This window comes from Paenibacillus germinis (assembly GCF_013141785.1).
Taxonomy (GTDB): Bacteria; Bacillota; Bacilli; order Paenibacillales; family NBRC-103111; genus Paenibacillus_E; species Paenibacillus_E phytorum.
This window is the reverse complement of record NZ_WHOC01000158.1, coordinates 206,424-232,249: the sequence shown is the minus strand read 5'-3', so window position 1 is coordinate 232,249 and position 25,826 is coordinate 206,424. Positions and strand designations below refer to the sequence as shown.

The 25,826-nt window shown below is 43.2% G+C and carries 24 protein-coding genes and 1 pseudogene; 19 read left to right on the top strand and 6 right to left on the bottom strand.

Annotated features, from left to right (window positions below; translation table 11 throughout):
• The first annotated feature begins 97 nt into the window (after window positions 1–97).
• From GC102_RS30670 to GC102_RS30650, 5 genes are all read left to right on the top strand, one after another.
• Complete coding sequence (locus GC102_RS30670) at window positions 98–1,786, top strand: extracellular solute-binding protein (RefSeq protein ID WP_171692856.1); 1,689 nt, start codon at window positions 98–100, stop codon at window positions 1,784–1,786.
• A 67-nt stretch (window positions 1,787–1,853) separates the two neighbouring features.
• Window positions 1,854–2,753, top strand: coding sequence for an ABC transporter permease (locus tag GC102_RS30665; protein WP_171692855.1), 900 nt, complete (start codon window positions 1,854–1,856; stop codon window positions 2,751–2,753).
• Window positions 2,754–2,766: 13 nt separating this feature from the next.
• A complete protein-coding gene (locus GC102_RS30660; RefSeq protein ID WP_216628215.1) occupies window positions 2,767–3,651 on the top strand; it encodes a carbohydrate ABC transporter permease in 885 nt (294 codons plus the stop codon).
• Window positions 3,648–4,751 carry an SGNH/GDSL hydrolase family protein gene (locus tag GC102_RS30655; protein ID WP_171692854.1) on the top strand — a complete coding sequence of 368 codons (1,104 nt, stop codon included), beginning with the start codon at window positions 3,648–3,650 and terminating at the stop codon, window positions 4,749–4,751. Before GC102_RS30660 ends, GC102_RS30655 begins: the two co-directional genes overlap by 4 nt.
• Window positions 4,752–4,820: 69 nt before the next feature.
• On the top strand, window positions 4,821–5,666 hold the full coding sequence (locus GC102_RS30650) for an ATP-dependent DNA ligase (RefSeq protein WP_312883416.1): 846 nt from the start codon (window positions 4,821–4,823) through the stop codon (window positions 5,664–5,666).
• Between the two features lie 78 nt (window positions 5,667–5,744).
• Here GC102_RS30650 and GC102_RS30645 read toward each other — a convergent pair whose 3' ends face one another.
• Window positions 5,745–5,963 (bottom strand): alpha/beta-type small acid-soluble spore protein, encoded by a 219-nt coding sequence (locus GC102_RS30645; RefSeq protein WP_029195127.1) that lies wholly within the window; start codon window positions 5,961–5,963, stop codon window positions 5,745–5,747.
• Between the two features lie 146 nt (window positions 5,964–6,109).
• Between GC102_RS30645 and GC102_RS30640 the strand changes: the two genes are divergently transcribed.
• From GC102_RS30640 to GC102_RS30600, 9 genes and pseudogenes are all read left to right on the top strand, one after another.
• The gene (locus GC102_RS30640; protein ID WP_171692853.1) at window positions 6,110–6,691 is read left to right on the top strand and encodes a TetR/AcrR family transcriptional regulator; all 582 of its coding nucleotides are present in this window, start codon (window positions 6,110–6,112) and stop codon (window positions 6,689–6,691) included.
• Between the two features lie 858 nt (window positions 6,692–7,549).
• A complete protein-coding gene (locus GC102_RS30635; protein ID WP_171692852.1) occupies window positions 7,550–7,936 on the top strand; it encodes a hypothetical protein in 387 nt (128 codons plus the stop codon).
• 182 nt (window positions 7,937–8,118) lie between these two features.
• Window positions 8,119–8,826, top strand: a complete 708-nt coding sequence (locus GC102_RS30630; RefSeq protein ID WP_171692851.1) for a metal ABC transporter ATP-binding protein — start codon at window positions 8,119–8,121, stop codon at window positions 8,824–8,826.
• Window positions 8,772–9,656, top strand: coding sequence for a metal ABC transporter permease (locus GC102_RS30625; protein ID WP_171692850.1), 885 nt, complete (start codon window positions 8,772–8,774; stop codon window positions 9,654–9,656). The genes GC102_RS30630 and GC102_RS30625 overlap by 55 nt, the downstream gene beginning before the upstream one ends.
• A gap of 15 nt (window positions 9,657–9,671) precedes the next feature.
• A complete protein-coding gene (locus tag GC102_RS30620; protein ID WP_171692849.1) occupies window positions 9,672–10,616 on the top strand; it encodes a metal ABC transporter substrate-binding protein in 945 nt (314 codons plus the stop codon).
• A 66-nt stretch (window positions 10,617–10,682) separates the two neighbouring features.
• The gene (locus GC102_RS30615) at window positions 10,683–11,909 is read left to right on the top strand and encodes a GTP-binding protein (protein WP_171692848.1); all 1,227 of its coding nucleotides are present in this window, start codon (window positions 10,683–10,685) and stop codon (window positions 11,907–11,909) included.
• A 34-nt stretch (window positions 11,910–11,943) separates the two neighbouring features.
• Window positions 11,944–12,093, top strand: coding sequence for a 50S ribosomal protein L33 (rpmG, locus tag GC102_RS30610; RefSeq protein WP_029195131.1), 150 nt, complete (start codon window positions 11,944–11,946; stop codon window positions 12,091–12,093).
• Window positions 12,094–12,180: 87 nt separating this feature from the next.
• Entirely contained in the window at window positions 12,181–12,645 is a 465-nt protein-coding gene (locus tag GC102_RS30605) for a hypothetical protein (RefSeq protein WP_171692937.1), read from the top strand.
• A gap of 13 nt (window positions 12,646–12,658) precedes the next feature.
• A pseudogene (locus GC102_RS30600) lies at window positions 12,659–12,940 on the top strand (AAA family ATPase); the annotation flags it as partial.
• Between the two features lie 101 nt (window positions 12,941–13,041).
• Here GC102_RS30600 and GC102_RS30595 read toward each other — a convergent pair.
• The 5 genes from GC102_RS30595 to GC102_RS30575 all read right to left on the bottom strand — a co-directional run bounded on the left by GC102_RS30595 (window position 13,042) and on the right by GC102_RS30575 (window position 19,822).
• Window positions 13,042–13,668 carry a dienelactone hydrolase family protein gene (locus tag GC102_RS30595; protein WP_171692846.1) on the bottom strand — a complete coding sequence of 209 codons (627 nt, stop codon included), beginning with the start codon at window positions 13,666–13,668 and terminating at the stop codon, window positions 13,042–13,044.
• A 363-nt stretch (window positions 13,669–14,031) separates the two neighbouring features.
• On the bottom strand, window positions 14,032–15,447 hold the full coding sequence (locus tag GC102_RS30590) for a peptidoglycan DD-metalloendopeptidase family protein (protein ID WP_171692845.1): 1,416 nt from the start codon (window positions 15,445–15,447) through the stop codon (window positions 14,032–14,034).
• A gap of 424 nt (window positions 15,448–15,871) precedes the next feature.
• Window positions 15,872–17,302 (bottom strand): peptidoglycan DD-metalloendopeptidase family protein, encoded by a 1,431-nt coding sequence (locus tag GC102_RS30585; protein ID WP_171692844.1) that lies wholly within the window; start codon window positions 17,300–17,302, stop codon window positions 15,872–15,874.
• A gap of 367 nt (window positions 17,303–17,669) precedes the next feature.
• Window positions 17,670–18,683, bottom strand: coding sequence for a hypothetical protein (locus GC102_RS30580; RefSeq protein ID WP_171692843.1), 1,014 nt, complete (start codon window positions 18,681–18,683; stop codon window positions 17,670–17,672).
• A gap of 197 nt (window positions 18,684–18,880) precedes the next feature.
• A complete protein-coding gene (locus tag GC102_RS30575; protein ID WP_171692842.1) occupies window positions 18,881–19,822 on the bottom strand; it encodes a LysR family transcriptional regulator in 942 nt (313 codons plus the stop codon).
• Between the two features lie 222 nt (window positions 19,823–20,044).
• Between GC102_RS30575 and GC102_RS30570 the strand changes: the two genes are divergently transcribed.
• The 5 genes from GC102_RS30570 to GC102_RS30550 all read left to right on the top strand — a co-directional run bounded on the left by GC102_RS30570 (window position 20,045) and on the right by GC102_RS30550 (window position 25,797).
• The gene (locus GC102_RS30570) at window positions 20,045–21,466 is read left to right on the top strand and encodes an NAD-dependent malic enzyme (RefSeq protein WP_171692841.1); all 1,422 of its coding nucleotides are present in this window, start codon (window positions 20,045–20,047) and stop codon (window positions 21,464–21,466) included.
• A gap of 45 nt (window positions 21,467–21,511) precedes the next feature.
• Window positions 21,512–22,219: a gamma-glutamyl-gamma-aminobutyrate hydrolase family protein gene (locus tag GC102_RS30565; protein ID WP_171692840.1), complete on the top strand. Its 708-nt coding sequence runs from the start codon at window positions 21,512–21,514 to the stop codon at window positions 22,217–22,219.
• A gap of 65 nt (window positions 22,220–22,284) precedes the next feature.
• Window positions 22,285–23,841 (top strand): ABC transporter substrate-binding protein, encoded by a 1,557-nt coding sequence (locus tag GC102_RS30560; protein ID WP_246321201.1) that lies wholly within the window; start codon window positions 22,285–22,287, stop codon window positions 23,839–23,841.
• Window positions 23,842–23,945: 104 nt separating this feature from the next.
• Window positions 23,946–24,863: an ABC transporter permease gene (locus tag GC102_RS30555; protein WP_171692839.1), complete on the top strand. Its 918-nt coding sequence runs from the start codon at window positions 23,946–23,948 to the stop codon at window positions 24,861–24,863.
• Window positions 24,864–24,876: 13 nt separating this feature from the next.
• Window positions 24,877–25,797 (top strand): ABC transporter permease, encoded by a 921-nt coding sequence (locus tag GC102_RS30550; protein WP_171692838.1) that lies wholly within the window; start codon window positions 24,877–24,879, stop codon window positions 25,795–25,797.
• Window positions 25,798–25,826: the final 29 nt, after the last annotated feature.

Genomic DNA, 25,826 nt, shown 5'->3' with positions numbered 1-25,826 from the left:
AAGTCCATCATCGCAAGAAAGTCCCATTTCGATCGCAGAAGCCTCATTTTATAATAAAGGTGTAAGGAAAATCGTACATTAGCGAGGGGACAAAGCAATGAAAAAAAGAAGTCTGATGACGGTCTCATTCAGCACATTGCTCATGGCAAGTATTGTTGTCAGTGGCTGCACGAAGGATACGAAGCCTGCGGTATCATCCTCACCTGAGTCTAAAGCGACCACAGCAGCGGAAGCCCAAAAAGTCGATCCGTTAGGTAAATACGATCCTCCGATTGAAGTGACGACAGTTAGGCAAGTCGATGCGACATTTAAGTATGCCGAAGGAGACTCGATCGACAGTAACATTTGGACGAAAATTTTCGAAAAGGATTACGGGCTCAAAGTAAAAAATCTTTGGACGGTAGACTCATCGCAATATCGACAGAAATTGAACGTTTCCATTGCTTCGGGTGATTTGCCGGATTTCCTGGAGGTCAATAAAGAAGAAATGCAAAGGCTTAATGAAGCCGGATTGCTTGAGGATTTGACAACCGTTTGGAAGCAATACGCAACCCCATTTGCGGTAGATGTGTTGAAACAGGATAATGGCATCGGTTTAAAAGCAGCAACCTTTAACGGTAAATTAATGGGAATACCAAGAACCTACTCCAATGGAGGAGTCAGCACGGCACAAATGATCTGGGTCAGAACCGATTGGCTGCAAAAACTGAACTTGCCTGAGCCTAAAACAATTGAAGATGTCGTCAAAATTGCTACCGCTTTTGCTAAGCAGGATCCGGATGGGAACGGGAAGGAAGATACTTTCGGCTTCGGTCTTAATAAGGAATTATTCTCCGGTCACGGTGTAATTGGAGGCTTTCTAAACGGATATAACGCTTATCCGGAAATTTGGACGAAAGATGCGAATGGCAAACTTGTCTTCGGCTCGGTACAACCGGCAATGAAAGCAGGCTTGAAGCAATTACAGGAATTATACAAAAGCGGACTTATTGATAAAGAATTTGCTGTCAAAACAACGACGAAGGTGCAGGAGGATGTGGCGGCAGGAAGATTGGGTCTAGCTTATGGGAGTGTCGCAGATGGTGGATATATTCAAAAGGAAAACCATACGAAAGATCCAAAGGCACAGTGGAAAGCGTATCCGATAGTGTCCACAGATGGCAAAGCGGTCAATCCTCAATTGTTGGATACGGCTAATGTCTTTTACGTGGTGAAAAAAGGCGCTAAGCATCCGGAGGCTGCCATTAAGCTCATCAACATTTATTTGAAGCATTTCTACGAAACCAACTATAGTCCGAATCCGAATCCATTTATTACGGACCCCAAGACCGGTATTTTACCAGCGAAATATGCGCCTGTTGTGATCGATCCGCTAAACACGAATTTAGAGGCTTTTCTCAAGGTACAAGATGCGCTTAAATCCGGCGATGGCAGCAAGCTTGGATTCCCAGCGAATATTCATTTTGACAGGCTGACCAAATTCAAAGCGGGCGACGATTCCATGTGGTTCTCTAACGCTGTATTCGGAGCGGAGGGGTCATACAGTGTTATCAACCAATATAACAATAATAAGGTTGGCAAATACAATGACTTTGTTGGTGCTGCCACACCTACAATGGCGGAGAAGCAGGCTACGCTAAAGAAAATGCAGGATCAAACGTTCACCAAAATTATTATGGGCGAGGTTTCAATTGATGAGTTCGATAAATTTGTAGCGGACTGGAAGAAACAGGGTGGTGACGCGATCGAGAAGGAAGTTAATGACTGGTATAACAAAAATAAATAAATAGGTAGACATGGGAGGTGAGGGCAACCTTGCCTCCTACTGTCCTTGGGGTCTGGAGGGGAATTATATGGTAGGTAAAAAATGGAGAATCGGACTCCCGTTACATCTGATGCTCATACCAGGGTTGCTTGCAATCCTCATATTCAGCTATATTCCCATGGTCGGAGTTGTGATCGCATTTCAGAAATACGTACCGGCCAAAGGCGTGTTCGGGTCCAAATGGATTGGATTGAACAATTTCAAATATGTCATGGATCTGCCAGACTTTTATCAAGTATTTTGGAATACCTTGTACATCGCCAGTATGAAAGTTGCCGTAGGTTTGATCGTTCCGGTCGTGATTGCCATTCTATTGAACGAGCTCCGCAAGGAAGTCGTAAGAAGATGGGTGCAAACGCTCATTTATTTGCCCTACTTTTTATCATGGGTCATTCTGAGCGGTGTCTTGTTAGATATTCTTTCACCTTCCCAGGGAATCGTAAATCAGCTTTTGCAAGGAGTTGGCATCAAGTCGATTTTCTTCCTTGGCGATAATAGATGGTTCCCTTTCACGTTGGTTATCTCCAATGAATGGAAGGAATTTGGTTTCAGTACGATTGTGTACATTGCTGCCATTTTAGGCATCAATCCATCGTTATATGAAGCGGCTGTGGTGGATGGCGCAAGCCGATGGCGTCAAACCTGGCATATTACGCTTCCGGGAATGGCACCGATTATCGTATTAATGGCGACGCTTAGCGTCGGTAATATTTTGAATGCCGGATTTGAACAAGTATTTAATTTATATAGTCCCATTGTGTACCAGAGCGGGGATATTATTGATACCTTCGTTTACCGAATTGGTATGGTCGATGCGCAGTATGGTGTGGCAACGGCAGTAGGCTTATTTAAATCCGTGATTTCGTTCATCTTGATTTCTCTGTCCTATGTACTCGCTTACCGCTTTGCCAACTATAGAATATTTTAAGGAGGAGATCATCTTGGTCGAGCGAATGACATGGTCACGAAAATTGTTTGTTATATGCAACTATATGCTGCTTATCGCGCTTGCTGGCATATGTATATTACCGCTTTTCTATTTGCTGGCTCTTTCCTTCAGTTCAAATAATGCCGCTGCTGCGGGTATGGTTAAGCTTTGGCCGGTTGATTTTACATGGAAAGCCTATGAGTTCATATTAAGCAAGCCGGAATTTACTCATTCTCTTCTCGTTACGCTGCAGCGGGTGTTGCTCGGTGTTTCACTTAACATGGTATTGACGGTTCTGGTTGCTTATCCGTTATCGAAGGAATCGTCCGCATTGAAAGGAAGAACCATTTATGTGTGGATCTTTGTATTTACGATGCTGTTCAATGGCGGCATCATCCCGCTATATATGACCATTCGCACACTTGGCTTACTGGATTCGATCTGGGCTCTAGTTCTGCATCATGCGGTGCCGGTGTTTAATATTGTGATCCTGCTTAATTTCTTCCGAAGTTTGCCGAAGGAATTGGAGGAAGCGGCCTTGATGGATGGTGCGAGCCACTTTAGAATCCTTTGGAGCATTTATGTCCCGCTGTCGGCGCCATCGCTTGCAACTGTGACCTTGTTCTCAACGGTTGCACAGTGGAATTCTTGGTTTGACGGTATTTTATTTATGAACTCTCCGGAAAATTATCCGCTGCAAAGTTATCTGTACACCGTTGTGGTTGGACTCGAAACTTTGATGAAGAGCACGACGGATTTGGAACTGATTAATCTGGTTTCGGATCGAACGGCGAGAGCGGCACAAATTTTTCTCGGCGCATTACCGATTCTGCTGTTGTATCCATTCTTACAGCGTTATTTCACCAAAGGAATTGTGATGGGGAGTGTGAAGGGATGAGCAACGACGTTAGTAAATTAGACTCAGCTTTGAGTGTCGATGTCAATAACAATAACAATGAAGCTTGGAGATGGTACTCACCTCTAAAGGAGCCTTTTCGTGTTACGGGACTGCCATGGCTTAAACAAGATGGTGTCTACCGCAGGTTGCCATTAAAGCCGGCGTATCCAATTCGATCGGAAGTGGACCGGCTTGCGAATTTTACAGCGGGTGTTCAAATTCACTTCCAGACGGATTCCCCGAAGCTATCCGTACGGGTTGTTTTGGCGGATAAAGCGAATATGTATCAAATGCCGGCTACGGGTCAATGCGGTGTAGATTGCTACATTCGTTCACACGGAGAGCAGAAATTTGTAAACGTCACTTGTTACGAACCTGCGCTTTCGGAATATGAAGCCATTCTTTTTGAATCGTTTGGAGATCAAATGAAAGAGATTACATTGAATCTCCCTTTGTATATGGGGGTGAAGGAAATGTGGATCGGGATTGATCCATCCGCCTCAGTTGCAGTTTCTCCAGGCTTCGTTTCCGACAAACGTGTCCTTATCTATGGTACGTCCATTACGCATGGGGCTTGCGCATCTCGACCGGGAATGGCTTATCCCAACATCTTGAGTCGGATGTTTCCGCTTGAGTTTGTGAACCTCGGGTTCTCGGGGAATGCTCAGGGAGAACCAGAATTAGCCCAAATCATCAGTGAAATCCCCGACCCTGCATTGCTTGTACTGGATTATGAGGGGAATACGCCAAGCACGGAACGTCTTAGAGAGACACTCCCTGAGTTTATTCGAATTTTTCGGTCCAGATATTCCGAAGTACCCATTCTAGTTATTTCACAAATCCGGCTCGCGAAAGAGGCATTTGACGTCCACATGTCTCGAGTACGGGAGGAGCGAAAGCAAATTCAACAGGAAACGGTAGAACGATTGCGGCAAAGTGGAGATCATAACATCCATTTCTTTAATGGAGAAGAGATGCTCGGATTAGAATACGGGGAATGCACGGTAGATGGCATTCATCCGTCCGATTTGGGATACAAGAGAATAAGCGATGCGCTGAAACCATTGCTGGAAAAACTTTTACTTCCTTACCTCAAATGAGGTTTTCCTTCAAGTTCCATTAGGCAGATGAATAACTGTGCAGTATCATTTAGCGTAGGGTGATAAAAAATGTTCATTTCTCCTATGCTAGCGTACGACGCAAAAGATAATAAACCATTTAACAGTAAAAATCATATAGCGGAATTAAAATTAGATGGTCTAAGGTGTATTATTTCCAATATGGATAAACTCTATGTTTATACAAGACATAATAACTTGATTACAAATAAATTCCCCGAATTGTATAATTGCCCCCTGCCTGAAGGAACAATACTCGATGGAGTATTAATGGTTATAGACGATCAAGGGAAACCAGACTTTGAAGCCATGTCGACCAGGTTTTTATCAAGGAAAAACAAAACACCTGTGATATTCTGCGCATTCGACATTTTGAGATACAAAGGAATTGATGTCACGGGTCTAACTTTACTGGGGCGTAAAGAACTGTTGGACAAGGCGTTCATTGAAACTGAAAATTATAAAAAGGTTAAAGTGTTCGAAGGGAATGCAGTAGAATATTTTAAGCAGGTTCGCGGGCGGGGACTTGAGGGCATCATCATGAAATCTAAAAAAGAAAATTCCAAATACGAAATAGAAAAACGCTCCAAACAGTGGCAAAAAGTGATCAATTGGACTTATGCGGATGTGTACATATCCGGTTACAGAAAAAATAATTTTGCCTTATTGGCCTCTATCGATGCAGCTGACGGCTCCAAGTTCCCTGTCGGGGTTATAGAGTCAGGTGTAACACCAATTCACCAGAAAGCTTTAGATAGTTTGAAGAATCGCTTAGTATTCAAGGAAGACAAGAATTTTGCTTATATGGAACCACGAATCATGGCAAAGATTAAGACAAAAAATTGGAGCAAAAACGGAAAGCTTCGGTCACCAGTATTCATAGAATTCGTTACCTGAGCAAAAAAAAGACTGAAATCACCAAAGGAGGAAGTGGTGGTTACAGTCTTTTGTTTTGCTTACACATCACCAAAGGAATTAGCGTCTAATTCCGCCGGTTAGTTGTTGTTCGGCCAGTTGAACTAATCTTCGTGTAATGTTACCACCGATTGCGCCAGTATCACGAGTAGCCATGTAGCCGTAATAACCATCTTGTGGAATTTGAATACCTAATTCTTGAGCGACTTCATATTTCATTTGGTCAAGAGCTGCTCTTGCTTGTTGCACGACTAATGTATTGCTGTTTCTTCTAGCCATTTGATTCACTCCTTTTTTGTGGTGTAGGAGTATTTTGTGGATTAAATGGTTTTTTATTCATCTTACAAAAATTTATTTTCGCAAAACTCAGGGAATCATCTCTTTATATTCTTGACCTCACAGTCAACCATATGTATGATTCACTTATGAGCAGACCAAGAGAATTTGATGTTGATAAAGTATTGAATCAGTCGATGGAAGTTTTTTGGGCCAAAGGTTACAAAGCAACCTCATTCGAAGATCTCACCAATAAGACTCATGTCAAAAAACAAAGTCTGTATGGCGTCTTTCAAGACAAACGCTCACTCTTTTTAAAAGCACTTGCGCTTTATCGAGCGCAAAACCTCGATTCACTTCGGGAATTGGTCGATCGCGGCGGGGCGCCAACGGAAATTCTAGACACTGTTAAATCGGCTTCACTTTGTTTGAAAAATGAAGATAGCCGCAACGGATGTCTGATGGTGAACACAGCGTTGGAATTTGGAATGAGCGATGAGGAAGTAACCAAGGAAGTTGAAAAAATGTTTAGTGACGTCCAGCTTGTGCTCGAGGAAGTGATTAGTAAAGGGCAAGCAATAGGAGAGATTACGACACGCTACACAAGCAAAGAATTAGGAGCTTTCTTGGCTAATGCCTTGCGCGGCACCCGTATTCTTGAGAAAACAGGGGTGCCTGTGGAACAAATCGAAACCATTCTAAATACCTCGTTTGGTTTAATAAAAAAATAAACCGTATGCGCTATTCAGTATAGAAGAGCAGGCGCATTAGATTCCATACACGGCGTTCACTCCTTGGGGTGAACGCCGTTTTTTCTTAAGTTATAAGAATTTATATGTATTGTGGCTTGGGGGGAGTGCGGTTTCCCCCTTATTTATGGGGAAATAGATTGGTAAGTTGTACAGTGTACAACAATTTCCTTGATTTTTCTGGGCAGGTTATGGATTGTTGCATGCTGTACAACAATTTAGCCGTTTTCCATGCTTAAAAGCTACTTTTGGCTAGAATTGTTGTATTTTTTGCAACAATTGCGTGGAAAACGCGTTTTAGCTTGTCTAAAGTTGTATAGAATACAACATTACGGATAAGCAAGTGAATGTAAACGAATACGTCTTGAACGTAGCTCACTTTACATCAACCTTTATAACCTCTCACCCAAGGTCAGCGTAAGCCGTTTTTCTTAATAGAATTTATTTATATGTGTTGGGTTTGAGGTAAGCAAAGCTTACCCCTTATTTATTCGGGCGCTCCAGATTAAGCGCGTTTTCCGAGCTTAATCAGCATGGATGCGCGGGATGATCTGCCGAGAAGTCGATTTCCGGCTTCTCGGACTCCTTCTACGAGCTTCTGCTCGCAGAGCTCTCGCTGTAAGCGCGGTTTTCGCGCTTATTTATTCGGGCGCTCCAGATTAAGCGCGTTTTCTGAGCTTAATCAGCATGGATGCGCGGGATAGTCTGTCGAGAAGTCGATTTCCGGCTTCTCGGACTCCTTCTACGAGCTTCGGCTCGCAGAGCTCTCGCTGTAAGCGCGGTTTTCGCGCTTATTTGTTCGGCGCTCCAGATTAAGCGCGTTTTCCGAGCTTAATCAGCATGGATGCGCGGGACAGTCTGTCGAGAAGTCGATTTCCGGCTTCTCGGACTCTGTCGACGAGCTCCGGCTCGCAGAGCTCTCGCTGTAAGCGCGGAATTCGCGCTTATTTGTTCGGGCGCTCCAGAATAAGCGCGTTTTCCGAGCTTAATCAGCATGGATGCGCGGGACAGTCTGCTGAGAAGTCGATTTACGGCTTCTCGGACTCTGTCAAAGAACTTCGGCTCGATGGCTCTCACTATAAGCGCGGAATTCACGCTTATTTGTTCGGGCGCTCCAGATTAAGCGCGTTTTCCGAGCTTAATCAGCAAGGATGCGCGGGACAGTCTGCTGAGAAGTCGATTTCCGGCTTCTCGGACTCTGTCGACGAGCTTCAGCTCGTGCTATAAGATTTCTTATTGACACAACCGCTGGAAAAAGATATATTCTTCATTGTAATGAGTAAATATTACGATTTACCAGTGGCATGCCTAAAAAATTGCCTGTAGTTTGGGTTTCGACATAGGAATCGAGGATAGACACAATCTCAAATCGTAATTTTTACATATAAAATCGGAAAGGATTTGTTCTTATGCTGGTTGCCTCCATGGATGATGTGGAATTCGGTTACAATGACGTCCCTTGTATTCAAGACGCGAGTGTAGAGATTCAGTCGGGTGAATTTGTAGCTATAACGGGCCCCAATGGCGCAGCCAAGTCGACCTTGCTGAAATTGCTTCTTGGCTTGCTTGATCCTTGGAAAGGGAGTATTTTCTTGTCCTCGACCAATAAAGAGGGGGCGAAGCTGAGAGTGGGTTACGTATCTCAGCAAATATCCGCTTTCAACAGTGGGTTCCCTAGCACGATATTGGAGTTTGTCCAATCAGGTAGGTATGCAAGCCGCTCCTGGTTTCGTAAACTCGACAAAGAAGATGAGGTGCAGACGGAGAGAGCACTACGTCAGGTTGGGATGTGGGATTTGCGCAAGCGCAAGATTGGTGAGCTCTCTGGCGGCCAAAAGCAGCGTATTTGCATCGCCAGAGCCCTTGCACAGGAACCCGATATGCTTGTTCTAGATGAACCGACGACAGGGATGGATCAGGATAGCCGCTTTGGCTTCTACGAGTTGATGCATCATCAAGTGAAAGCTCATGGGCGAACCGTTGTTATGGTGACGCATGGCCTTGCCGAGGTAGCTCCCTATCTGGATCGTATCATTGAGCTGGAGAGGAAGGAGGATGGCGGATGGAAATGCTGCACTACGACTTCATGCAGCGGGCATTTTGTGCCGGTGGGTTAATAGCCATCTTAGCTTCGATTCTGGGTGTTTATCTGATGCTTCGCAGGCAAGCACTGATGGCTGACATGCTCTCCCATGTTTCCTTGGCAGGGGTTGCTGGAGGCGCGTATCTAAACATCAATCCAACCTTGACTGGATTTGTCGTAGCTACGCTGGGAGCTATAGCTGTTGAATATGTAAGAAGATCATATAAAACCTATAGTGAAATTTCGGTTGCCATCATCATGGTGGGTGGATTATCCACAGCAGTGATCATCATGAGTCTCAAGCAAAGCATGAATAAAGGCTTCTCCGCTTATTTATTCGGCTCTGTTGTTGCTGTGAATGAAACCGAGCTTCTCCTCATGTTCGTGGTCGCGATAATCGGGGGCATCTTTTTCTATCTATTCCGTCGCCCGCTTTACCAGATTACCTTCGATGAAGATACGGCTAAGACAAATGGGCTTCCTGTGAAATGGATCTCACTTGGCTTTAGCGTCTTAACAGGTATGATTGTTTCTGCGGCTATGCCAATAGTGGGAGTTCTTCTCGTTTCGGCATTAATTGTGCTGCCCGCGGCACTTGCCATTCGAATTGCACCTAGTTTCACATCTGCACTTTTTATAGCTATGAGTATTGGTTTGCTTGGTGTCATTTCCGGACTTACCGCTTCCTATCAGCTTAGTACACCCCCGGGAGGTACGATAGCGCTGCTTCTCTTATTCATTCTTATTGCTGGCTTGGGTTTGAAAAAGGTCATTCTGACATTAAGCAAAAGCAAAGCAAAAAATGCAATAGACACCATCCCTCGTATGTCCAAAGAAGCGACAATTACTTCATTCAACAAATAGCAGGAGGAAAAAACAATGAAAAAAATCTGGGTAACGAAATCACTTGCTTTTACCGTACTATCAACTGCCCTCTTATCGGGCTGTGCATCTAACACCGCTTCAAGCGACGGCAAATTAAATGTTGTTACAAGCTTCTATCCCATGTATGAATTCACGAAACAGGTCGCAGGTGATCATGCCAACGTTATTGCTCTAATCCCGTCGGGAGCTGAACCCCATGACTGGGAGCCTAGTGCGAAAGATATGAAACAATTGAAGAACGCCAATGTGTTCGTTTACAACGGTATCGTTGAAGGATGGGCAGAGCAAGCACTTAAGAGCGCTGAGAATAAGAATCGTGTCGTTGTTGAAGCCATTAAAGGAATTGAATTGATGGAAGGCTTACCGGAAGAAGAGCATGAAGAGGATCACAAGAAAGAAGCGCATGGAGAAAAAATCCTAGATCCGCATATTTGGCTAACTCCGGTTCTTGCTCAAAAAGAGGTTGAGGCCATAGTGGTTGGATTAACGCAAGCTGATCCTGCTCACAAAGAGGATTATCGTAAAAATGCGGATGCCTATATCGGAAAGCTTAAAGCCTTAGACGAGTCATTCAAAACGGGCCTTAAAAATGTAAAACGTAAAGAATTCGTCACGCAGCATGCTGCATTTGGTTATTTGGCCAAAGAATACGGGCTGACGCAGGTTCCTATTGCCGGACTTTCCCCTGAAGAAGAGCCAGCTCCTGATAAAATGGCAGAGATTATTAAATTTGCAAAAGATAATAAGGTACAAACGATTTTCTTTGAAACCTTGGTAGATCCAAAGGTTGCGAATACAATTGCGAAAGAAGTCGGTGCAAAAACGGATGTGCTGAATCCAATAGAAGGATTAACGGACGATGATAAGAAGAAAAACCTTGATTACATCGGTGTTATGACGAATAATCTGGAAGCATTGAAAAAAGCGTTAAATGAATAAATAGAAACATGCGGTGCTTTTTTTTTAATCATTCAAATACGTAAAAATTACGAATAGAAAGAGGTTATGACATTGGTAGATCATAAAATACCTGTAACCGTCTTAAGCGGTTATTTGGGAGCAGGCAAAACAACGCTATTAAACCACGTACTACATAATCGTGATGGCTTAAAAGTTGCCGTTATTGTGAACGATTTAAGTGAGGTCAACATCGATGCTGAGCTGATTAGAGAAGGCAACGGGCTTTCCCGTACGAATGAGAGCTTGGTTGAAATGTCCAATGGCTGTATCTGCTGTACATTACGTGAAGACCTGTTGAAGGAAGTAGAGCGGCTTGCTAAAGAGAATAAATTTGACTATATTCTTATTGAATCAACGGGTGTAGGTGAACCTTTACCGGTTGCGCAAACGTTCACCTATATGGATGAAGAGCAAGGAATTGATCTTACGCAATTTTGCCGTCTCGACACGATGGTAACCGTCGTAGACGCCTACCGTTTCTGGACGGACTATTCTTCTGGAGAAACGCTCCTTGAACGCAGTCAGGCTGTGGGTGAAGAGGATACACGCGATGTTGTTGATCTTCTGATTGATCAAATTGAGTTTTGTGATGTCCTAATTTTGAACAAATGTGACATGTTAGAAGAAGATGAGCTGAATGAGCTAGAGGGCGTGCTGCGCACATTACAACCTAGAGCCAAATTCATTCGCTCGGTTCACGGGAAAGTTGCTCCATCAGAAATTTTGAACACTCATTTATTTAATTTTGATGAAGCAAGTACGTCTGCAGGCTGGATGCGGGAAATGGAGAAAGAAACGCATACACCTGAAACCGAAGAATATGGCATTTCTTCTTTTGTTTATGAAAGAATTCGTCCATTTGAGCCTTCGCGGCTGATGAGTTGGATGGAAGATTGGCCGGCTGAGATCATCCGAACTAAAGGGATCATGTGGCTCGCAACGCGCAACGATCACGCCCAGAACTTAAGCCAAGCAGGTCCTTCTATTCGCTTCGGTCCAGCAGGGTATTGGGTGGCGGCGCTGCCAGATGGCGAAAGAGAAGTTGTTCTTGAAGAAGACGCAGATCAAATCAAGATCTGGGATGATACCTATGGAGATCGCATGAACAAGGTTGTATTTATAGGCATTGAGATGGACCGGGTTAGTATAGTGGCATCTTTGGATGCCTGCTTATTAACGGATGATGAAATGCAAGGAGATTGGAATCGTTTCGAGGATGAGCTGCCGAATGCCATAATGGAGTTAGAGGAAGCGTGCCCTTTGCCACAATAAATTCAGCAATGATGTATGATAGGAGGTGAACAGCATGAGAGTCATTATTACATTGGCGTGTACGGAAACGGGTGACAGAAACTATACAACGACGAAGAATAAAAGAACCCAAACATCTCGTTTGGAGCTGAAAAAGTACTGTCCACGTCTAAAGCGTCACACGCTTCATCGCGAAACACGTTAATAAACCAAGAAAGTCCGGGCTTACTTGTCCGGGTTTTCTGCTTTACGAAAGGGATTATAATTATCCCAAAGGAGGTTGATGGGTTTGATGAGTTTGAACACCAATGAGGCAAGAGATGTCATTCTAAGTCATCACACGGATGCTCAGTGGCATCGCCGCGAGCAGGAATTATTGCAATGGGCGGCACGCGAGAAACAGCGCAAGCATGCTAAGAAGACCAAACTTCTCGGACATATCAACGTGGATGCGGAATTGTTTCCAGCCTTGATGTTACTTCAGCAGAAGCAAATAGCGACTGAATTCTCTTGTGCAGGTGTAAGCCCACTTGACGAACCAGAAGACCATTCCCTGTATGCTTATCTCACGATCATAGCCTCTGAACGAGCCGAGCAATTCGTCCAATTGACCATGAAGCGCATGAGACATCGCTTATTGATTTCCTTTGAACCCGCAAGGAACCGATACGATCTTTCATCCTTTTACATAGGCCATAACCGTTCCTTTTGTCAGATGATCCAGCAATGCGCTGAGTCCTTTGGGAATGAGTTTTAAGCACCGAATACGTATCGGTGAAACGGGATCGAATATTCGTGAAATTTTCGAATTCGCCAAGCATGCGCCATGTGTACTGTTTCTCGATGAATTCGATGCGATTGCAAGGGCTAGAGATTCTATTGATGAAGTGAAAGAGATGGCGCGAGTGGTCAATACTTTGCTGCAATGTTTAGATGAATTCCATAGTAATAGCACATTTATGGCTGCGACGATTTTGGAAGAAGAATTGGATACGGCTGTGTGGCGTCGTTTTGATACAAGAATGACGTATGAATTGCCAGGCAAGGCAGAGCTTGATGTGTTTTTGACTAAATATACATGGGGATTCGCAGGAAAATAGAAAGCTCATTGAACAAATTATATGATTTTCGACCAAAAAACCTACTAAGGCGGTTAATCTTTTACTATCGGTTTCCGTTCGTCTAAATGTATCCGAAGGAAAATCAACATTTGGTTAAATGCCTTTTTAGCTGATTCTTCGTTATATTTTGGAGAGAATGGGTCACTAAATCCATGTTGTCCGTTAAACTTATGAACTTCGACTTTATTCTTGTTATCTAAAGCCGAAATTAACTCATCAACATTAAATGATTTTTCTTCTTGCGGAAAGAACAACAATGTAGGGCATTGAGGTGAAATTTCCATATAATTTCTGATACGAGAACCATAATACCCAATTATTCCATCAACAAGCTGTTCTTCACTACATAGCCAGGCAACGGTTGCTCCTACACTGAATCCGACGACAAATATTTTTTCATATTCATCCTTAATATCCGTTAACAAATTTTTAATTGTGACCCATGCATTTGTGAAACTTATGTTCTCCATAAAATTAGAGTAAGCATCTCCCTCTTGAGAATAGTCAAAAGGCGTCTCCCATTCTAACAAATTCGGACAAAAGACATCAAAGTCATATTCAGATAATGATTGACAAACATATTTCATATGCTGATTGATTCCATAAATTTCGTGAACAACGATAATTGCTGTATCAGAATCTTTTTGTATGCTAATCATTTTTTTTCCTCCATCAAAACTGTGGCACCTATAATAAATTCTCTTTTCACTTGTTTCCACTTTGCATCACTATACTCCCGTTTAGGAAGAAAAGAAGTTCTGCGAAGAGTAGTGTTTGTTTCATGTACAGTAAACTGGCAAGAAGCGACCAGCATATTTTTTTCTTATTCGACGTTGTGTTCTCATATTCCTTGCAGTCTAAGTAACAGAATCACACGTTGTTTCCATTCCGACCTAAATCACTACTTATCGGAAGTTTTCAGAAACCTCATTTAAAATTGAAAGTGTTGAAAATGTCGCACCAGCAAAAGGAGCTGTCAAAAAAGTCATGACTAGGACAGCTCCTTTTTGATACACGATTTTTTATTTTGTCTTGTCAATCAGTGTATTACCGTTAAAGTCTTTAATGATAATTCTGTCTGCGACGAAGGAGGAAGCAGGATCAGGCCGGACAAAGAGATGCAGATTTCCTCCGCCTGCCGGGTATGGATCGACAGGAGCGTCAACGTCAATATACATGCCATACTGGCTCTGATTGTTGCGGTTCGTTGAACCTTGGCCAACGATATCATAGTAATCTGCGATTTTTGTTTGTCCTTGGCCCTTAAGAATGATCCAGCGAATAGTATTCTGTTGGACCGGGATGTTGATGTCAACTGTATTGCTTGTATCGGTGCGGAACGCAGCGGTGACCGTCGGTTGGCTATGGGGCAGTATTTCCAACGGGTTCTTGCTTCTGGATTCGTTATTGGTTTCGGAGGTTAGTCCTACCATGTAAGTAATGTGTAAATGGTCGGAATTCGCACCGGTGTGCCCCACATATCCAATCAGATCGCCGGCTTGAACCGTTTGCCCCACAGTCAGTCCCGAAGCGAACGCACTCAAATGTAAATAACCGGTCCAATGTTTATTTCCGTGATTGACAAGGACTTTGTTGCCGGGACCTGAGCTGCCGTTATCCGGAGTAATATTAGTTACGGTTCCATCCATCATTGCATAGACAGGGGTGCCTTCCGGAGCATTTATGTCGATTCCGGCATGGTAATCATAATCCCCAGGCCTGCGGGGACCGTATGGATAGCGGATTTCGTCCCCATTGATAGCAGTTGAAAAGCTAAGAGGCCAATAGACGCTGCCTGCAGGCGGGGCCACAGGAGTAACCCTAGCGACATTCGAATCGGCGCTGGTGCCGACGGAGTTGGTAGCATTGACGGCAAAGTAATATATAGAGCCGTTTGTCAAGCCTGATTTGGTAAATGTCGTATTGTTTACTCCGCTTGCCACAGTCGAATAAGACCCGGTCGAGGATGTTTTCATCTTAACTGTATAGCTCGTAGCGCTGTCCGATGCTTCCCAAGAGAGAACAGCTTGTCCATCACCCGCTACTGCTATCAATGCGGTCGGTGCAGCTGGAACCACATTCGGAGTGGCTGAAACAGCGCTGGAATACGTACCTGGGATAGCCGCCACCTTATACCAATAGGTAGTCCCGTTGCTTAGCCCGGTATCGGTAAAAGACGTCGATGTAATATTGTTGGCAATGAGCTTGTATTTGCCATCGCTGGAGGTAGCCCGTGAAATCTTGTGTTTAATAGCGCCGGATACGGCATTCCAATGAAGAGTCACTTGGCCATTCTCGGAATCAGCCGTAAGTCCGGTGGGTGCGGGAAGTGCTGCAAGGACATTCGTATTAAATAATGCAAGGAAAAGTACGCTCATCAATAAACCCCAAAAAACGCTTTTCTTTAATAGGTGTTTCTGCTTCTGTAACGTAGACATAAAATCTCCTCCTAATCGTATTGAAATTTTGTAAACGCTTTCTTTTTGAATTGTAACATTGAAAATTTCTTAATTGAAATACGAAATACTTATATTTCTATAATAAGGGGTTATATATTCGCCTAATCATTTCTAAAACAAATAACCCCATGCTTGCATGAATGGCAAGGGATTATTTATTTTATGTTTTTGAATATGCCTGTTGATTAACCATTTTCTAGGTTATTTAGGATCGACAAATAGAAGTGTTTCTCCAACACTTTACCAATAGCGATGATCTACTCAACATGCACTTGGTTATACTGGACCTGTTCCTTGAACCGAATGAGTGCTATAAATTAAGAAATATTAAAGAGTCTTACTTAAGGAGCTGTCTCAAAAGTCATAACATGACTAGGACAGTTCCTTTTTGATACAGACTTTTTTATTTTGTCTCGTCAATCAGTGTGTTACCGTTAAAGTCTTTAATGATAATTCTGTCCGCGACGAAGGAGGAAGAAGGATCAGGCCGGACAAAGAGATGCAGATTTCCTCCGCCTGCCGGGTATGGATCGACAGGAGCGTCAACGTCAATATACATGCCATACTGGCTTTGATTGTTGCGGTTCGTTGAACCTTGGCCAACGATATCATAGTAATCTGCGATTTTTGTTTGTCCTTGGCCCTTAAGAATGATCCAGCGAATAGTGTTCTGCTGGACCGGGATGTTGATGTCAACTGTATTGCTTGTATCGGTGCGGAACGCAGCGGTGACCGTCGGTTGGCTATGAGGCAGTATTTCCATCGGGTTCTTGCTTCTGGATTCGTTATTGGTTTCGGAGGTTAGTCCTACCATGTAAGTAATGTGTAAATGGTCGGAATTCGCGCCGGTGTGCCCCACATATCCAATCAGATCACCGGCTTGAACCGTTTGACCTACAGTCAGTCCCGAAGCGAACGCACTCAAATGTAAATAACCGGTCCAATGCATATTTCCGTGATTGACAAGGACTTTGTTGCCGGGACCTGAGTTGCCATTATCCGGAGTAATATTAGTTACGGTTCCATCCATCATAGCATAGACAGGGGTACCTTCCGGAGCATTTATGTCGATTCCGGCATGGTAATCATAATCTCCGGGCCTGCGGGGACCGTATGGATAGCGGATTTCGTCCCCATTGACGGAAGTTGAAAAGCTTAGAGGCCAATAGACGCTGCCTGCAGGCGTGGCCACAGGAGTAACCCGGGCATCATTTGAATTGGCGCTGGTGCCGCTGGAGTTGGTAGCGGTGACGGCAAAATAATAAATAGAGCCGTTTGTCAAGCCTGATTTGGTAAATGTCGTATTGTTTACTCCGTTTGCCACAGTCGAATAAGAGCCGGTCGAGGATGTTTTCATCTTAACTGTATAGCTCGTAGCGCTGCCCGATGCTTCCCAAGAGAGAACAGCTTGCCCATCACCCGCTACTGCTATCAATGCGGTCGGTGCAGCTGGAACCGCACTCGGAGTGGCTGAAACTGCGCTGGAATACGTACCTGTGGTTCCAGCGGAATCGATAGCCGCCACCTTATACCAGTAGGTAGCCCCGTTGCTTATACCGGTATTGGTAAAAGACGTCGATGTAATATCGTTGGCAATGACCTTGTATTTGCCACCGCTGGAGGTAGCCCGTGAAATATTGTATTCAACAGCGCCGGATACGGTATTCCAATGAAGAGTCACTTGGCCATTCCCGGAATCAGACGTAAGTCCGGTGGGTGCGGGAAGTGCTGCAAGGACATTCGTATTAAATAATACAAGGAAAAGTACGCTCATCAATAAACCCCATAAAACGCTTTTCTTTAATAAGGGCTTCTGATTCTGTAACGTAGTCATAAAATTTCCTCCTTATCGTATCGAAATATAGATCCTGTACGAAATTAGCATCGTTGTTGTAAAACGAACCTAACTAACAAATCCATAGAAAAGGCGCTAGTAAAACTGGAAAACTAATGAAGAGTTCATGGCCCCACCTCCTTTCAAATATGCAAGAATTGAACAGGAAACGTTTGTAAACGCTTTCTTTTCGAATTGTAACATTGGAAATTTCTTAATTGAAATACGAAATACTTATATTTCTATAATAAGGGGTTATATATTTGCTTAATCATTTCTAAAACAAATAACCCCATGCTTGTATGAAAGGCAAGGGATTAGTTGTTTTATATGTTTGGAATAATTTTTTAAAAATTGAACGTGTACCTTACATTAAATTTCTGGTAAGCCGAATGTCAGCCATGGTTAACAAACCAACCTGATTAGACGAATGCATCGTTTTTGCGGTGTTAACTACAACATTGATGGTAGCGGTGTCGCCAAAAATACCTTGTGGGACAACAAACTCTACAGTACCCATATCATTCGTTTCCAGAATGATCCTGTCCTCCGTAACAACGTCTACAGACATAATCAGGTCCAATTCAATGGGTATCCCTTCCTTCGTAGAACCCTTTGAATTTTGATGCAAGCCGTTTACTTCATTTTTTCTTAAGGGTCCTATTGGTAAGACAGTATCTTCTTGGGAAATGGTTGGTTCAATCTTGTTAGTAACTTCGGTTAAGGTCAGATTCAAACCATAAGCAACAAGACGCAATGACTCCTCAAGTCCGACATGACCTATGCGGTCGTTTTGTGCAAGCTGGTGAAATTCTTCCGGTGACATACCGATACCCACTTTTTTCTGCAGTGGAATACGGCGTTTGGAAACATCTACCTTACGGTAGATGTTAATTTTCGACAACGATTGCGTCACAGAAGTGGAAAATAAAGTCATAGAATCCATGATATATCCCGGATTAACTCCGGTACCAATTACAAACTGCCTTTTATCGCGTGCATATAGATCAATTTCTTTGGATAAATCCGAATAGCGGTGCCATGGATAAGCTAATTGTTCGCAAGTAGAAATGACGGAATATCCTTGATCTAGTAACTGCTTGATTTGCGGCCAAACCTGTGGCAGGTTGGATCCTGTTGCATGGAGTGCAAGTTTGCGCCCCTCCAGCCGTGTCGTATCGATTTCATCTAAATTCTGAACAACATTAATTCCCACAGCAGTGCTCTCTGCTAGTTCTCCTACATCTCTTCCGATTTTTTGAGGATCAATATCAACCGCTCCAATTAACCGAATATGATCGGATTGCAAACAGCTTTGCATAATTTTGATACCTATTGGACCTAAGCCATAGGAAATGACATCCATTTTTACAGAATTCATGAACCTTACCCCTCTCTTAAATGTATTTCATGAACAAATGTAACATCATCAGAAATAAAGCAAAAATATGAATATATTATAAATTTATAATCAGGGGTTATAAGTAAAGTTATGCCAGGCCCTCAAAGTTGAGAGACTATTCGCCATAAAAAAAACAGTATCCCGATTCATGATGGATGCTGTCTTTCGGTTTGAGATTATAATGTCTTTGATTTCATAGACTCTTTTGTAGTGTAATGCGGCAAATGTTCCAATATAGACAATGCGTCCTTCGTAATTAAAGGTACGCTCACGTCGTTCCAAATGACAGAAATCGAACTGAAAAGAGACAGGTTTTTCAATGCAATAGCTTTGATCTTGTAAGAATTTAAAAGTTCCAGCATATCCTGCGGCATTAAGGTAATCCCGATTCCATTGGAGATCAGATTGGCAATGGTCAAAATTTCCGGCCCGGCCCCGATGGTTTTTGGAATGAATCCTGCAGAAAGGCATGCATGCTCCAGCAAATAATAAAGAGACGGCGAATGCTTAGGGTCATAATGTAAAAAAGTTTCGTTTTTAAGCTCGTAAAGATCGATCTCATCTTGTACGGCTGCCGCATGCTGGCAGGATAATACTACCTTCATAGGATGCTTGGAAAACTCTATCCACTTAAGCGGTGGCTGTATCGTCTGTTTGAGGTCTATAGGAGTTCGGATAAAGGCGATATCATATTCGCTTTTCTGTACAAGCTCGGCTGCGTGAACGGAGGTTGTCTCCTTGATATAAAATTCGATTAACGGATGCTCTTCTTTTAATCTTTTAATAAGGTAAGGGACCAGATTGCTTGCAGCGGACGGAACGGTCGCGATTCGAATAGTCGTTTGCGGGACAGTTCCGGCTTCCACAAGCTGCGAGACGGTATTTTCAATGTTATCGAATGAGGGTAAAAGATTTTTATGAAGATAATCACCTTCTGCGGTCAATGTAACGTTTCGGGTTGAACGGTTCAACAGTTTAATGCCGAGTTCTTTTTCGAGGGCTGTGATTTGCTGGCTCAATCCGGGTTGGGAAATATGCAATTTCTGGGCTGCATGGCTGAAGTTAAGACAAAAAGCGACTTCCATAAAATAACGTAATGACAAATAACTTACTTGCATATAAGATATCTCCTAATATATGACAATATGATTCGACAATTTATTATAGCATTTCGATTTGCTTTTGTAACCGGAATTGTTCGAAACACTATTAGGAAAACGGCAATTAATAATTTCTACTTATATATTTATAAGGAAGCAGTATTTCCAATTTCTCTCATGTCGTATTAAACTATAAACATAGTAAAGCGTTTTCATAAGCGCTGTGAGAGGGGAAAGAGTATGGGGAAAATAGCCTTTAATAAAGGAGAAAATATTATACTGCGTATTGAAATGGACTCTCATATCAAATTCGGTGAGGTTGCGACAGGCATTACAGGGGCAGGGGGGGACATCATAGCCATTGATCTGGTGGACGCGGGAAAGAATATCTCAGTAAGAGACCTCACGATAAACGTCGCCGAAGCGGGGCAAATCGGTGAAATTGAGGAAGCGGTTTCTAGAATCCCAGGGATAAAGCTGATCCATGTATCCGACCGTACCTTTCTGCTGCATCTTGGTGGGAAAATTTCGACAGTGCCCAAAAGCCCGGTTCAAAACCGCGACGATTTGTCCCGGGTGTATACACCGGATGTAGCCAGAGTATGTATGGCGATCAAAGAAGATCCTGCCAAAGCATTTACCCTCAGCATCAAGAAAAATACAGTAGCTGTGGTCTCTGACGGAAGCGCTGTTCTCGGACTTGGAAACATTGGGCCCAGTGCAGCTATGCCGGTCATGGAAGGAAAGGCGGTCTTGTTTAAACAATTTGCGGGAGTAGACGCCTTCCCCATCTGTATTAGCACTCAGGATACGGAAGAAATTATCCAAACCGTAAAGCATATAGCCACCGTATTTGGCGGGATTAACCTTGAGGACATTTCAGCGCCACGGTGTTTTGAGATTGAACAACGGCTGCGTGAAGAATTGGATATTCCGGTTTTTCATGATGACCAGCATGGGACAGCGGTTGTCATGTATGCAGGGTTGCTCAATGCTTTGAAACTCGTGAACAAATCTATGGAAGAGATCAAGGTTGTTATATGCGGGGTCGGCGCTGCCGGGGTGGCCTGTACCCGTATGCTGCTTGCCGCAGGTGTAAAGGAGATCGTGGGCGTTGACCGGCGTGGGATACTGACCGCTGACCAAAAGTATGATAATCCGATGAAGGAATGGTTCGCAATGGAAACGAATCCAAAGCGGCTTTCGGGCACCTTACGCGATGCGTTAAGTGGAGCAGATGTATTTATCGGCCTTTCCTCTGGAGGTTTGTTGATGAGAGAGGATGTCATGACGATGGCGGCAAATCCGATCGTGTTCGCCATGGCCAATCCCGATCCGGAAATTGCCCCAGAGGATATTGAAGATATAGCTGCGGTAATTGCAACAGGACGTTCGGATTATCCGAATCAAATCAACAATGTGCTTTGTTTTCCAGGAATATTTCGTGCGGCCTTGGATTGCAGAGCAGTCACAATCAATGAAGAAATGAAGTTTGCAGCAGCCGGTGCTATCGCCTCGATCATTACTGACGAGGACAGAAGCAAGAGTCATATTATACCAAGCGTATTTAATCAAAAAGTGGTTAGCGCAGTTCGGAACAGGGTAATTGAAGCCGCTATTCGTACGGGAGTAGCCAAAAAAGTGCCGAAGGATTTCCGCTAACAAAGATATATAAACTCGTGGTATTTTGCAGAAGGAGTGTATGAATTGAAACCTATTATTGGAATTACATCGAATATCAGAGATGAGAAACTGCTGACTACCGGGTTGAGTAATATTCGTGCAATTGTAAAAGCGGGCGGAGTGCCGATCGTGTTGCCTAATCTAACGGAGGATTCAGAAGTAGACCGGCTGGTGGAGTCAATTGACGGTTTATTGGTTACTGGAGGAGGAGATGTTGACCCCAATATTTTCGGAGAAGAACCTCATCCGGAATTAGGCGAAGTATGTCCTGAAAGGGATCATTTCGAAATTATGATGATAAGCAAATTTTTGAGATTAGACAAACCAATCCTGGGCATCTGCAGGGGCAGTCAAATGATTAACGTTTCTGCTGGCGGGGATCTCTTTCAGGACATTTATGCCCAACATGATCATCAGCTTTTGCAGCATAGACAAAATGCGCCCCGGAGCCACGTAACGCATTTTGTAGATGTTGCAGAAAACTCGCTGCTCCATCAAGCTGTTCAATCCACCCGTTTTAAGGTGAACAGCTACCACCATCAAGCGGTAAGAAAAGTTGCTGAAGGGTTTGAAGTATGTGCAAGAGCCAGTGACGGTATCATTGAGGCATTTGAATGCAAGACGCACCGTTTTGTTTTGGGCGTACAATGGCATCCGGAAAATTTGACCGGCAAGAACGATATTTACTCTCTGAAACTGTTTAATGCTTTCGTCCAGGCTTGTCAACATTAGTTATCCGGCTATTCTTTATTGTGGCTGTTGTTATGTTGTGAAAAAAATAATAGGGGGATATAAATATGAAGCGTTCTATTAAAGCAGCTCTTTTATGTTTTATTGCATTTGCAGTTTTGCTGGCGGGTTGTACCACTAGTAAGAATAATACGGCTCAACCCGACAAGAAGGATGAAAAGCGTCCACTGACAATCGCGCTGCCTACAGAGGTCAAATCCATGGATCTTTACGCCCATAATGATTTTGTAACATGGATGGCAGTCAATAACATGTACAATACATTATTAAAACGCGACGCTAAAGGAAACATCACCACTGATTTGGCAGAAAGTTATAAAAAAGTAAACGATACGACATGGGAATTTGATCTTAAAAAGGGCATTAAGTTTCATAACGGCACAGAAATGACTGCCGAGGATGTCAAGTTTTCCTTCGAAAGAGCAGTTGCTGAGAAAACGCTGGGCGAAAGTGTATATTACAAATCAATTAAAGAAGTGAAGGTTATTGATCCGTACAAGGTACAATTTATTACGGACGGACCAAACCCGCTTTTCTTGAGTGTCATTGCCCGCACAAGTGCTGCAATTTTACCGAAAAAATACATAGAAGAAAAGGGAATGGATTCCTTCAACCAGCAGCCTGTTGGAACAGGACCGTTTAAGTTTGTCGAGTGGAAAAAAGGCAGCCACCTTAAGTTAGAGCCTTACGAGCAATACTTTGAAGGTGCCGCAAAAGATTGGAGCCAGGTAGTGTTCCGTATTCTTCCTGAAGGCTCGACAAGAGTTGGAGAGCTTTTAACGGGTGGAGTGGATATAATTCCCTCAGTCGGCAGCAATGATTGGCCACGTGTGAAAGGAAATGATAAAACCGAGATCATAAGCGGCGCTTCGAACCGTGTAGCATTTCTTGTTCCAAAAGTTACTAATCCAAAATCTCCAATGGCAGATCAGAGAGTCAGGGAAGCCGTTGAGTTGGCAATAGATAAGAAGCTGATTATTGATAAATTATTAGGCGGTTTGGGTACTACGACGCGAACACGCATTACACCAGGTAATTTCGGGGCAAATCCAAAATTGTTCAATGTTGCTGTATATGATGAAAAGCGTGCTAAGGAATTATTGAAAGAAGCAGGATACGAGAATGGCTTGGAACTGACGATGCAATCGACCACAGGACGTTATGCAAAAGATAAGGAAGTTACCGAGATGATAGTCGGTATGCTGGCTAAAGTAGGTATTAAGGTGAAATTGGAATTACTTGAATTTAGTGTTTATGAAGAAATAAGAAAAGTAAACAAAGTCAGCGATTTACATATGGTTTGGCTGGCGAACTCTAACTTCGATGCTTTCACTATGGTCAGCGAGCATCTCACTTCGGTACGAAGCTTAACTAATTTGGGTCTTAGCAGTCCGGAGTTGGAAGAGATATTGAAAAAAGCTGAAAAGAACATGAATCAAGGTGAAAGGGACTCTCAGTATCAAATGGCACAACAAGTGGAAGCGAATCAATTTTTGAGATTGTACCTGTATCTGGAGCATAACAGCTACGGAGCAAGTAAATCTGTGAACTTCACCCCTCGTTTAGACGAAATGTACAAAGTATACGAAATTTCAAAACGCTGATTTGCTTATTTAAAAGCTGATCTTTCAATAGGGGCAATATATGCCCCTATCTTTCAATATTTCTTAACAGCTTGTTCGCATAATAACATAAGGAAGTGAATTCCATGAGAAGTTATGCCCTAAGACGATTGGCACAGATGGTTCCCGTATTGTTGATCATCGTTTCTATCGTATTTGTCTTGATGCACTTATCCGGGGACCCAGTTGCATTAATGCTTCCGGAGGACGCTACCCAAGAAGATATGGATGCACTCCGGAAAGCTTTAAATTTAGATAAACCATTCTATGTTCAATATGCGACCTACTTATGGGATGTACTGCACGGTGATTTTGGTAAATCATTCCGGTTTAATCAGGATGCGCTGGAGTTGGTACTGGAAAGACTGCCTGTTACATTAGAGCTGGCAGTAGCCGCCAAAATAATCGCAATTTGTTTGGCAGTACCGCTTGGGATATTGTCCGCAACTCACAAAAACTCTATTCTCGAACTTTTTGTAACGACAGGAACCGTTCTCGGAAAGGCGATGCCCCATTTTTGGTTTGGAATTATGCTTGTTCTCGTTTTCGGTGTCAACCTTCAGTGGTTACCGGTTTCGGGAAGCGGCACATTCTTACATCTCATTCTGCCGGCGATTACGCTTGGATTCGGTAATGCCGCTTATATTGCCCGGTTAACCCGTTCGAGTTTACTTGACTCCTTACATCAGGATTACGTTAGAACGGCAAAGAGTAAAGGATTAAAGAATTCTGTTGTCATCTACAAGCATGCATTCAGAAATGCTTTGATTCCGGTCGTTACGATCATTATGATGCAGATTGGCGGTATGATCGGCGGTGCTCTTGTTACGGAAGCCATCTTTGCATGGCCAGGATTAGGCCAATTAATTGTACAATCTGTTAATTCAAAAGACATGGCAGTTGTACAAGCAGCTATATTTGTTGTTGCTGTGTCCGTCATATTGATTAACATAGTAACGGATATTCTTGTCGGATGGCTCGATCCGCGTATCAAGTACAGATAAGGGGAGAAGACGGATGATAAGTAGTGAGCAAGCAGTTCCGGTGAGTCGACTCATAAAGAAAAACAAAAAAGAAAATCACCGTATCTTCTTTTGGTTTAGATTGTTGCTCAAAAGTAAAACAGGCACGATCGGCTTTGTAATTATGTCAATCGTTATCTTTACGGCGTTATTTGCGCCGTGGTTGGCTCCTTATGATCCTTCAGAACAACATATAACCGATATGCTTGCCCCTCCTTTTTGGTTGGATGGCGGAAGCATGCAGTATGTTCTTGGTACCGATAACTTGGGCAGGGATTTGTTAAGCAGAATCATATACGGCTCCCAGGTTTCTTTGGTTGTAGGATTATTCGCGATTATTGTGGCGGGTGCTATCGGTTTATCTATTGGTTTGATTTCAGGTTATTACGGCGGATGGCTGGATAATGTTTTTATGAGATTAGTTGATTCTTTTTTGGCTATTCCTAATATTCTGTTCACTCTAGTTATATTGAAAGTAACCGGACCCGGTATGTTTACTCTTATTGTTGTGTTGGGTGTCACGAATTGGGTAGTTTATGCAAGGGTTATCCGAAGCGAGGTGTTAAGTCTAAAAGAAAGAGAATTTGTCAGAGCCGCTAAATCGATTGGAGTACGTGACGGGATGATTATGATCCGACATTTATTACCAAATGTGTTTTCATCCTTTTGTGTGCTTGGGACATTAAGCATGGCGACCACCATTATTTCGGAAGCTTCACTGAGTTTCTTGGGTTTAGGCATTCAACCTCCTACTATTTCTTGGGGCGGAATGCTGAGCACCGGACGTGAATACTTGGCTACTAATTGGGGGCTCGCAACTTTCCCCGGAATAGCCATAACTATCACGACGCTAGGTATCATATTTTTGGGCGACTGGTTGCGTGATATTTTCGACCCTCGTTCTCAAGACATATAATAGTAGGCATCATTCATGAAGGGAGGAGA

Bases quoted from the DNA above. Each gene is read 5' to 3' on its own strand.
- GC102_RS30670 (WP_171692856.1), top strand. From the start codon at position 98: ATGAAAAAAAGAAGTCTGATGACGGTCTCATTCAGCACATTGCTCATG.
- GC102_RS30665 (WP_171692855.1), top strand. From the start codon at position 1,854: ATGGTAGGTAAAAAATGGAGAATCGGACTCCCGTTACATCTGATGCTC.
- GC102_RS30655 (WP_171692854.1), top strand. From the start codon at position 3,648: ATGAGCAACGACGTTAGTAAATTAGACTCAGCTTTGAGTGTCGATGTC.
- GC102_RS30650 (WP_312883416.1), top strand. From the start codon at position 4,821: ATGTTCATTTCTCCTATGCTAGCGTACGACGCAAAAGATAATAAACCA.
- GC102_RS30645 (WP_029195127.1), bottom strand. From the start codon at position 5,963: ATGGCTAGAAGAAACAGCAATACATTAGTCGTGCAACAAGCAAGAGCA.
- GC102_RS30640 (WP_171692853.1), top strand. From the start codon at position 6,110: ATGAGCAGACCAAGAGAATTTGATGTTGATAAAGTATTGAATCAGTCG.
- GC102_RS30635 (WP_171692852.1), top strand. From the start codon at position 7,550: ATGGATGCGCGGGACAGTCTGTCGAGAAGTCGATTTCCGGCTTCTCGG.
- GC102_RS30630 (WP_171692851.1), top strand. From the start codon at position 8,119: ATGCTGGTTGCCTCCATGGATGATGTGGAATTCGGTTACAATGACGTC.
- GC102_RS30625 (WP_171692850.1), top strand. From the start codon at position 8,772: ATGGAAATGCTGCACTACGACTTCATGCAGCGGGCATTTTGTGCCGGT.
- GC102_RS30620 (WP_171692849.1), top strand. From the start codon at position 9,672: ATGAAAAAAATCTGGGTAACGAAATCACTTGCTTTTACCGTACTATCA.
- GC102_RS30615 (WP_171692848.1), top strand. From the start codon at position 10,683: ATGACATTGGTAGATCATAAAATACCTGTAACCGTCTTAAGCGGTTAT.
- rpmG (WP_029195131.1), top strand. From the start codon at position 11,944: ATGAGAGTCATTATTACATTGGCGTGTACGGAAACGGGTGACAGAAAC.
- GC102_RS30605 (WP_171692937.1), top strand. From the start codon at position 12,181: ATGAGTTTGAACACCAATGAGGCAAGAGATGTCATTCTAAGTCATCAC.
- GC102_RS30595 (WP_171692846.1), bottom strand. From the start codon at position 13,668: ATGATTAGCATACAAAAAGATTCTGATACAGCAATTATCGTTGTTCAC.
- GC102_RS30590 (WP_171692845.1), bottom strand. From the start codon at position 15,447: ATGTCTACGTTACAGAAGCAGAAACACCTATTAAAGAAAAGCGTTTTT.
- GC102_RS30585 (WP_171692844.1), bottom strand. From the start codon at position 17,302: ATGACTACGTTACAGAATCAGAAGCCCTTATTAAAGAAAAGCGTTTTA.
- GC102_RS30580 (WP_171692843.1), bottom strand. From the start codon at position 18,683: ATGAATTCTGTAAAAATGGATGTCATTTCCTATGGCTTAGGTCCAATA.
- GC102_RS30575 (WP_171692842.1), bottom strand. From the start codon at position 19,822: ATGCAAGTAAGTTATTTGTCATTACGTTATTTTATGGAAGTCGCTTTT.
- GC102_RS30570 (WP_171692841.1), top strand. From the start codon at position 20,045: ATGGGGAAAATAGCCTTTAATAAAGGAGAAAATATTATACTGCGTATT.
- GC102_RS30560 (WP_246321201.1), top strand. From the start codon at position 22,285: ATGAAGCGTTCTATTAAAGCAGCTCTTTTATGTTTTATTGCATTTGCA.
- GC102_RS30555 (WP_171692839.1), top strand. From the start codon at position 23,946: ATGAGAAGTTATGCCCTAAGACGATTGGCACAGATGGTTCCCGTATTG.
- GC102_RS30550 (WP_171692838.1), top strand. From the start codon at position 24,877: ATGATAAGTAGTGAGCAAGCAGTTCCGGTGAGTCGACTCATAAAGAAA.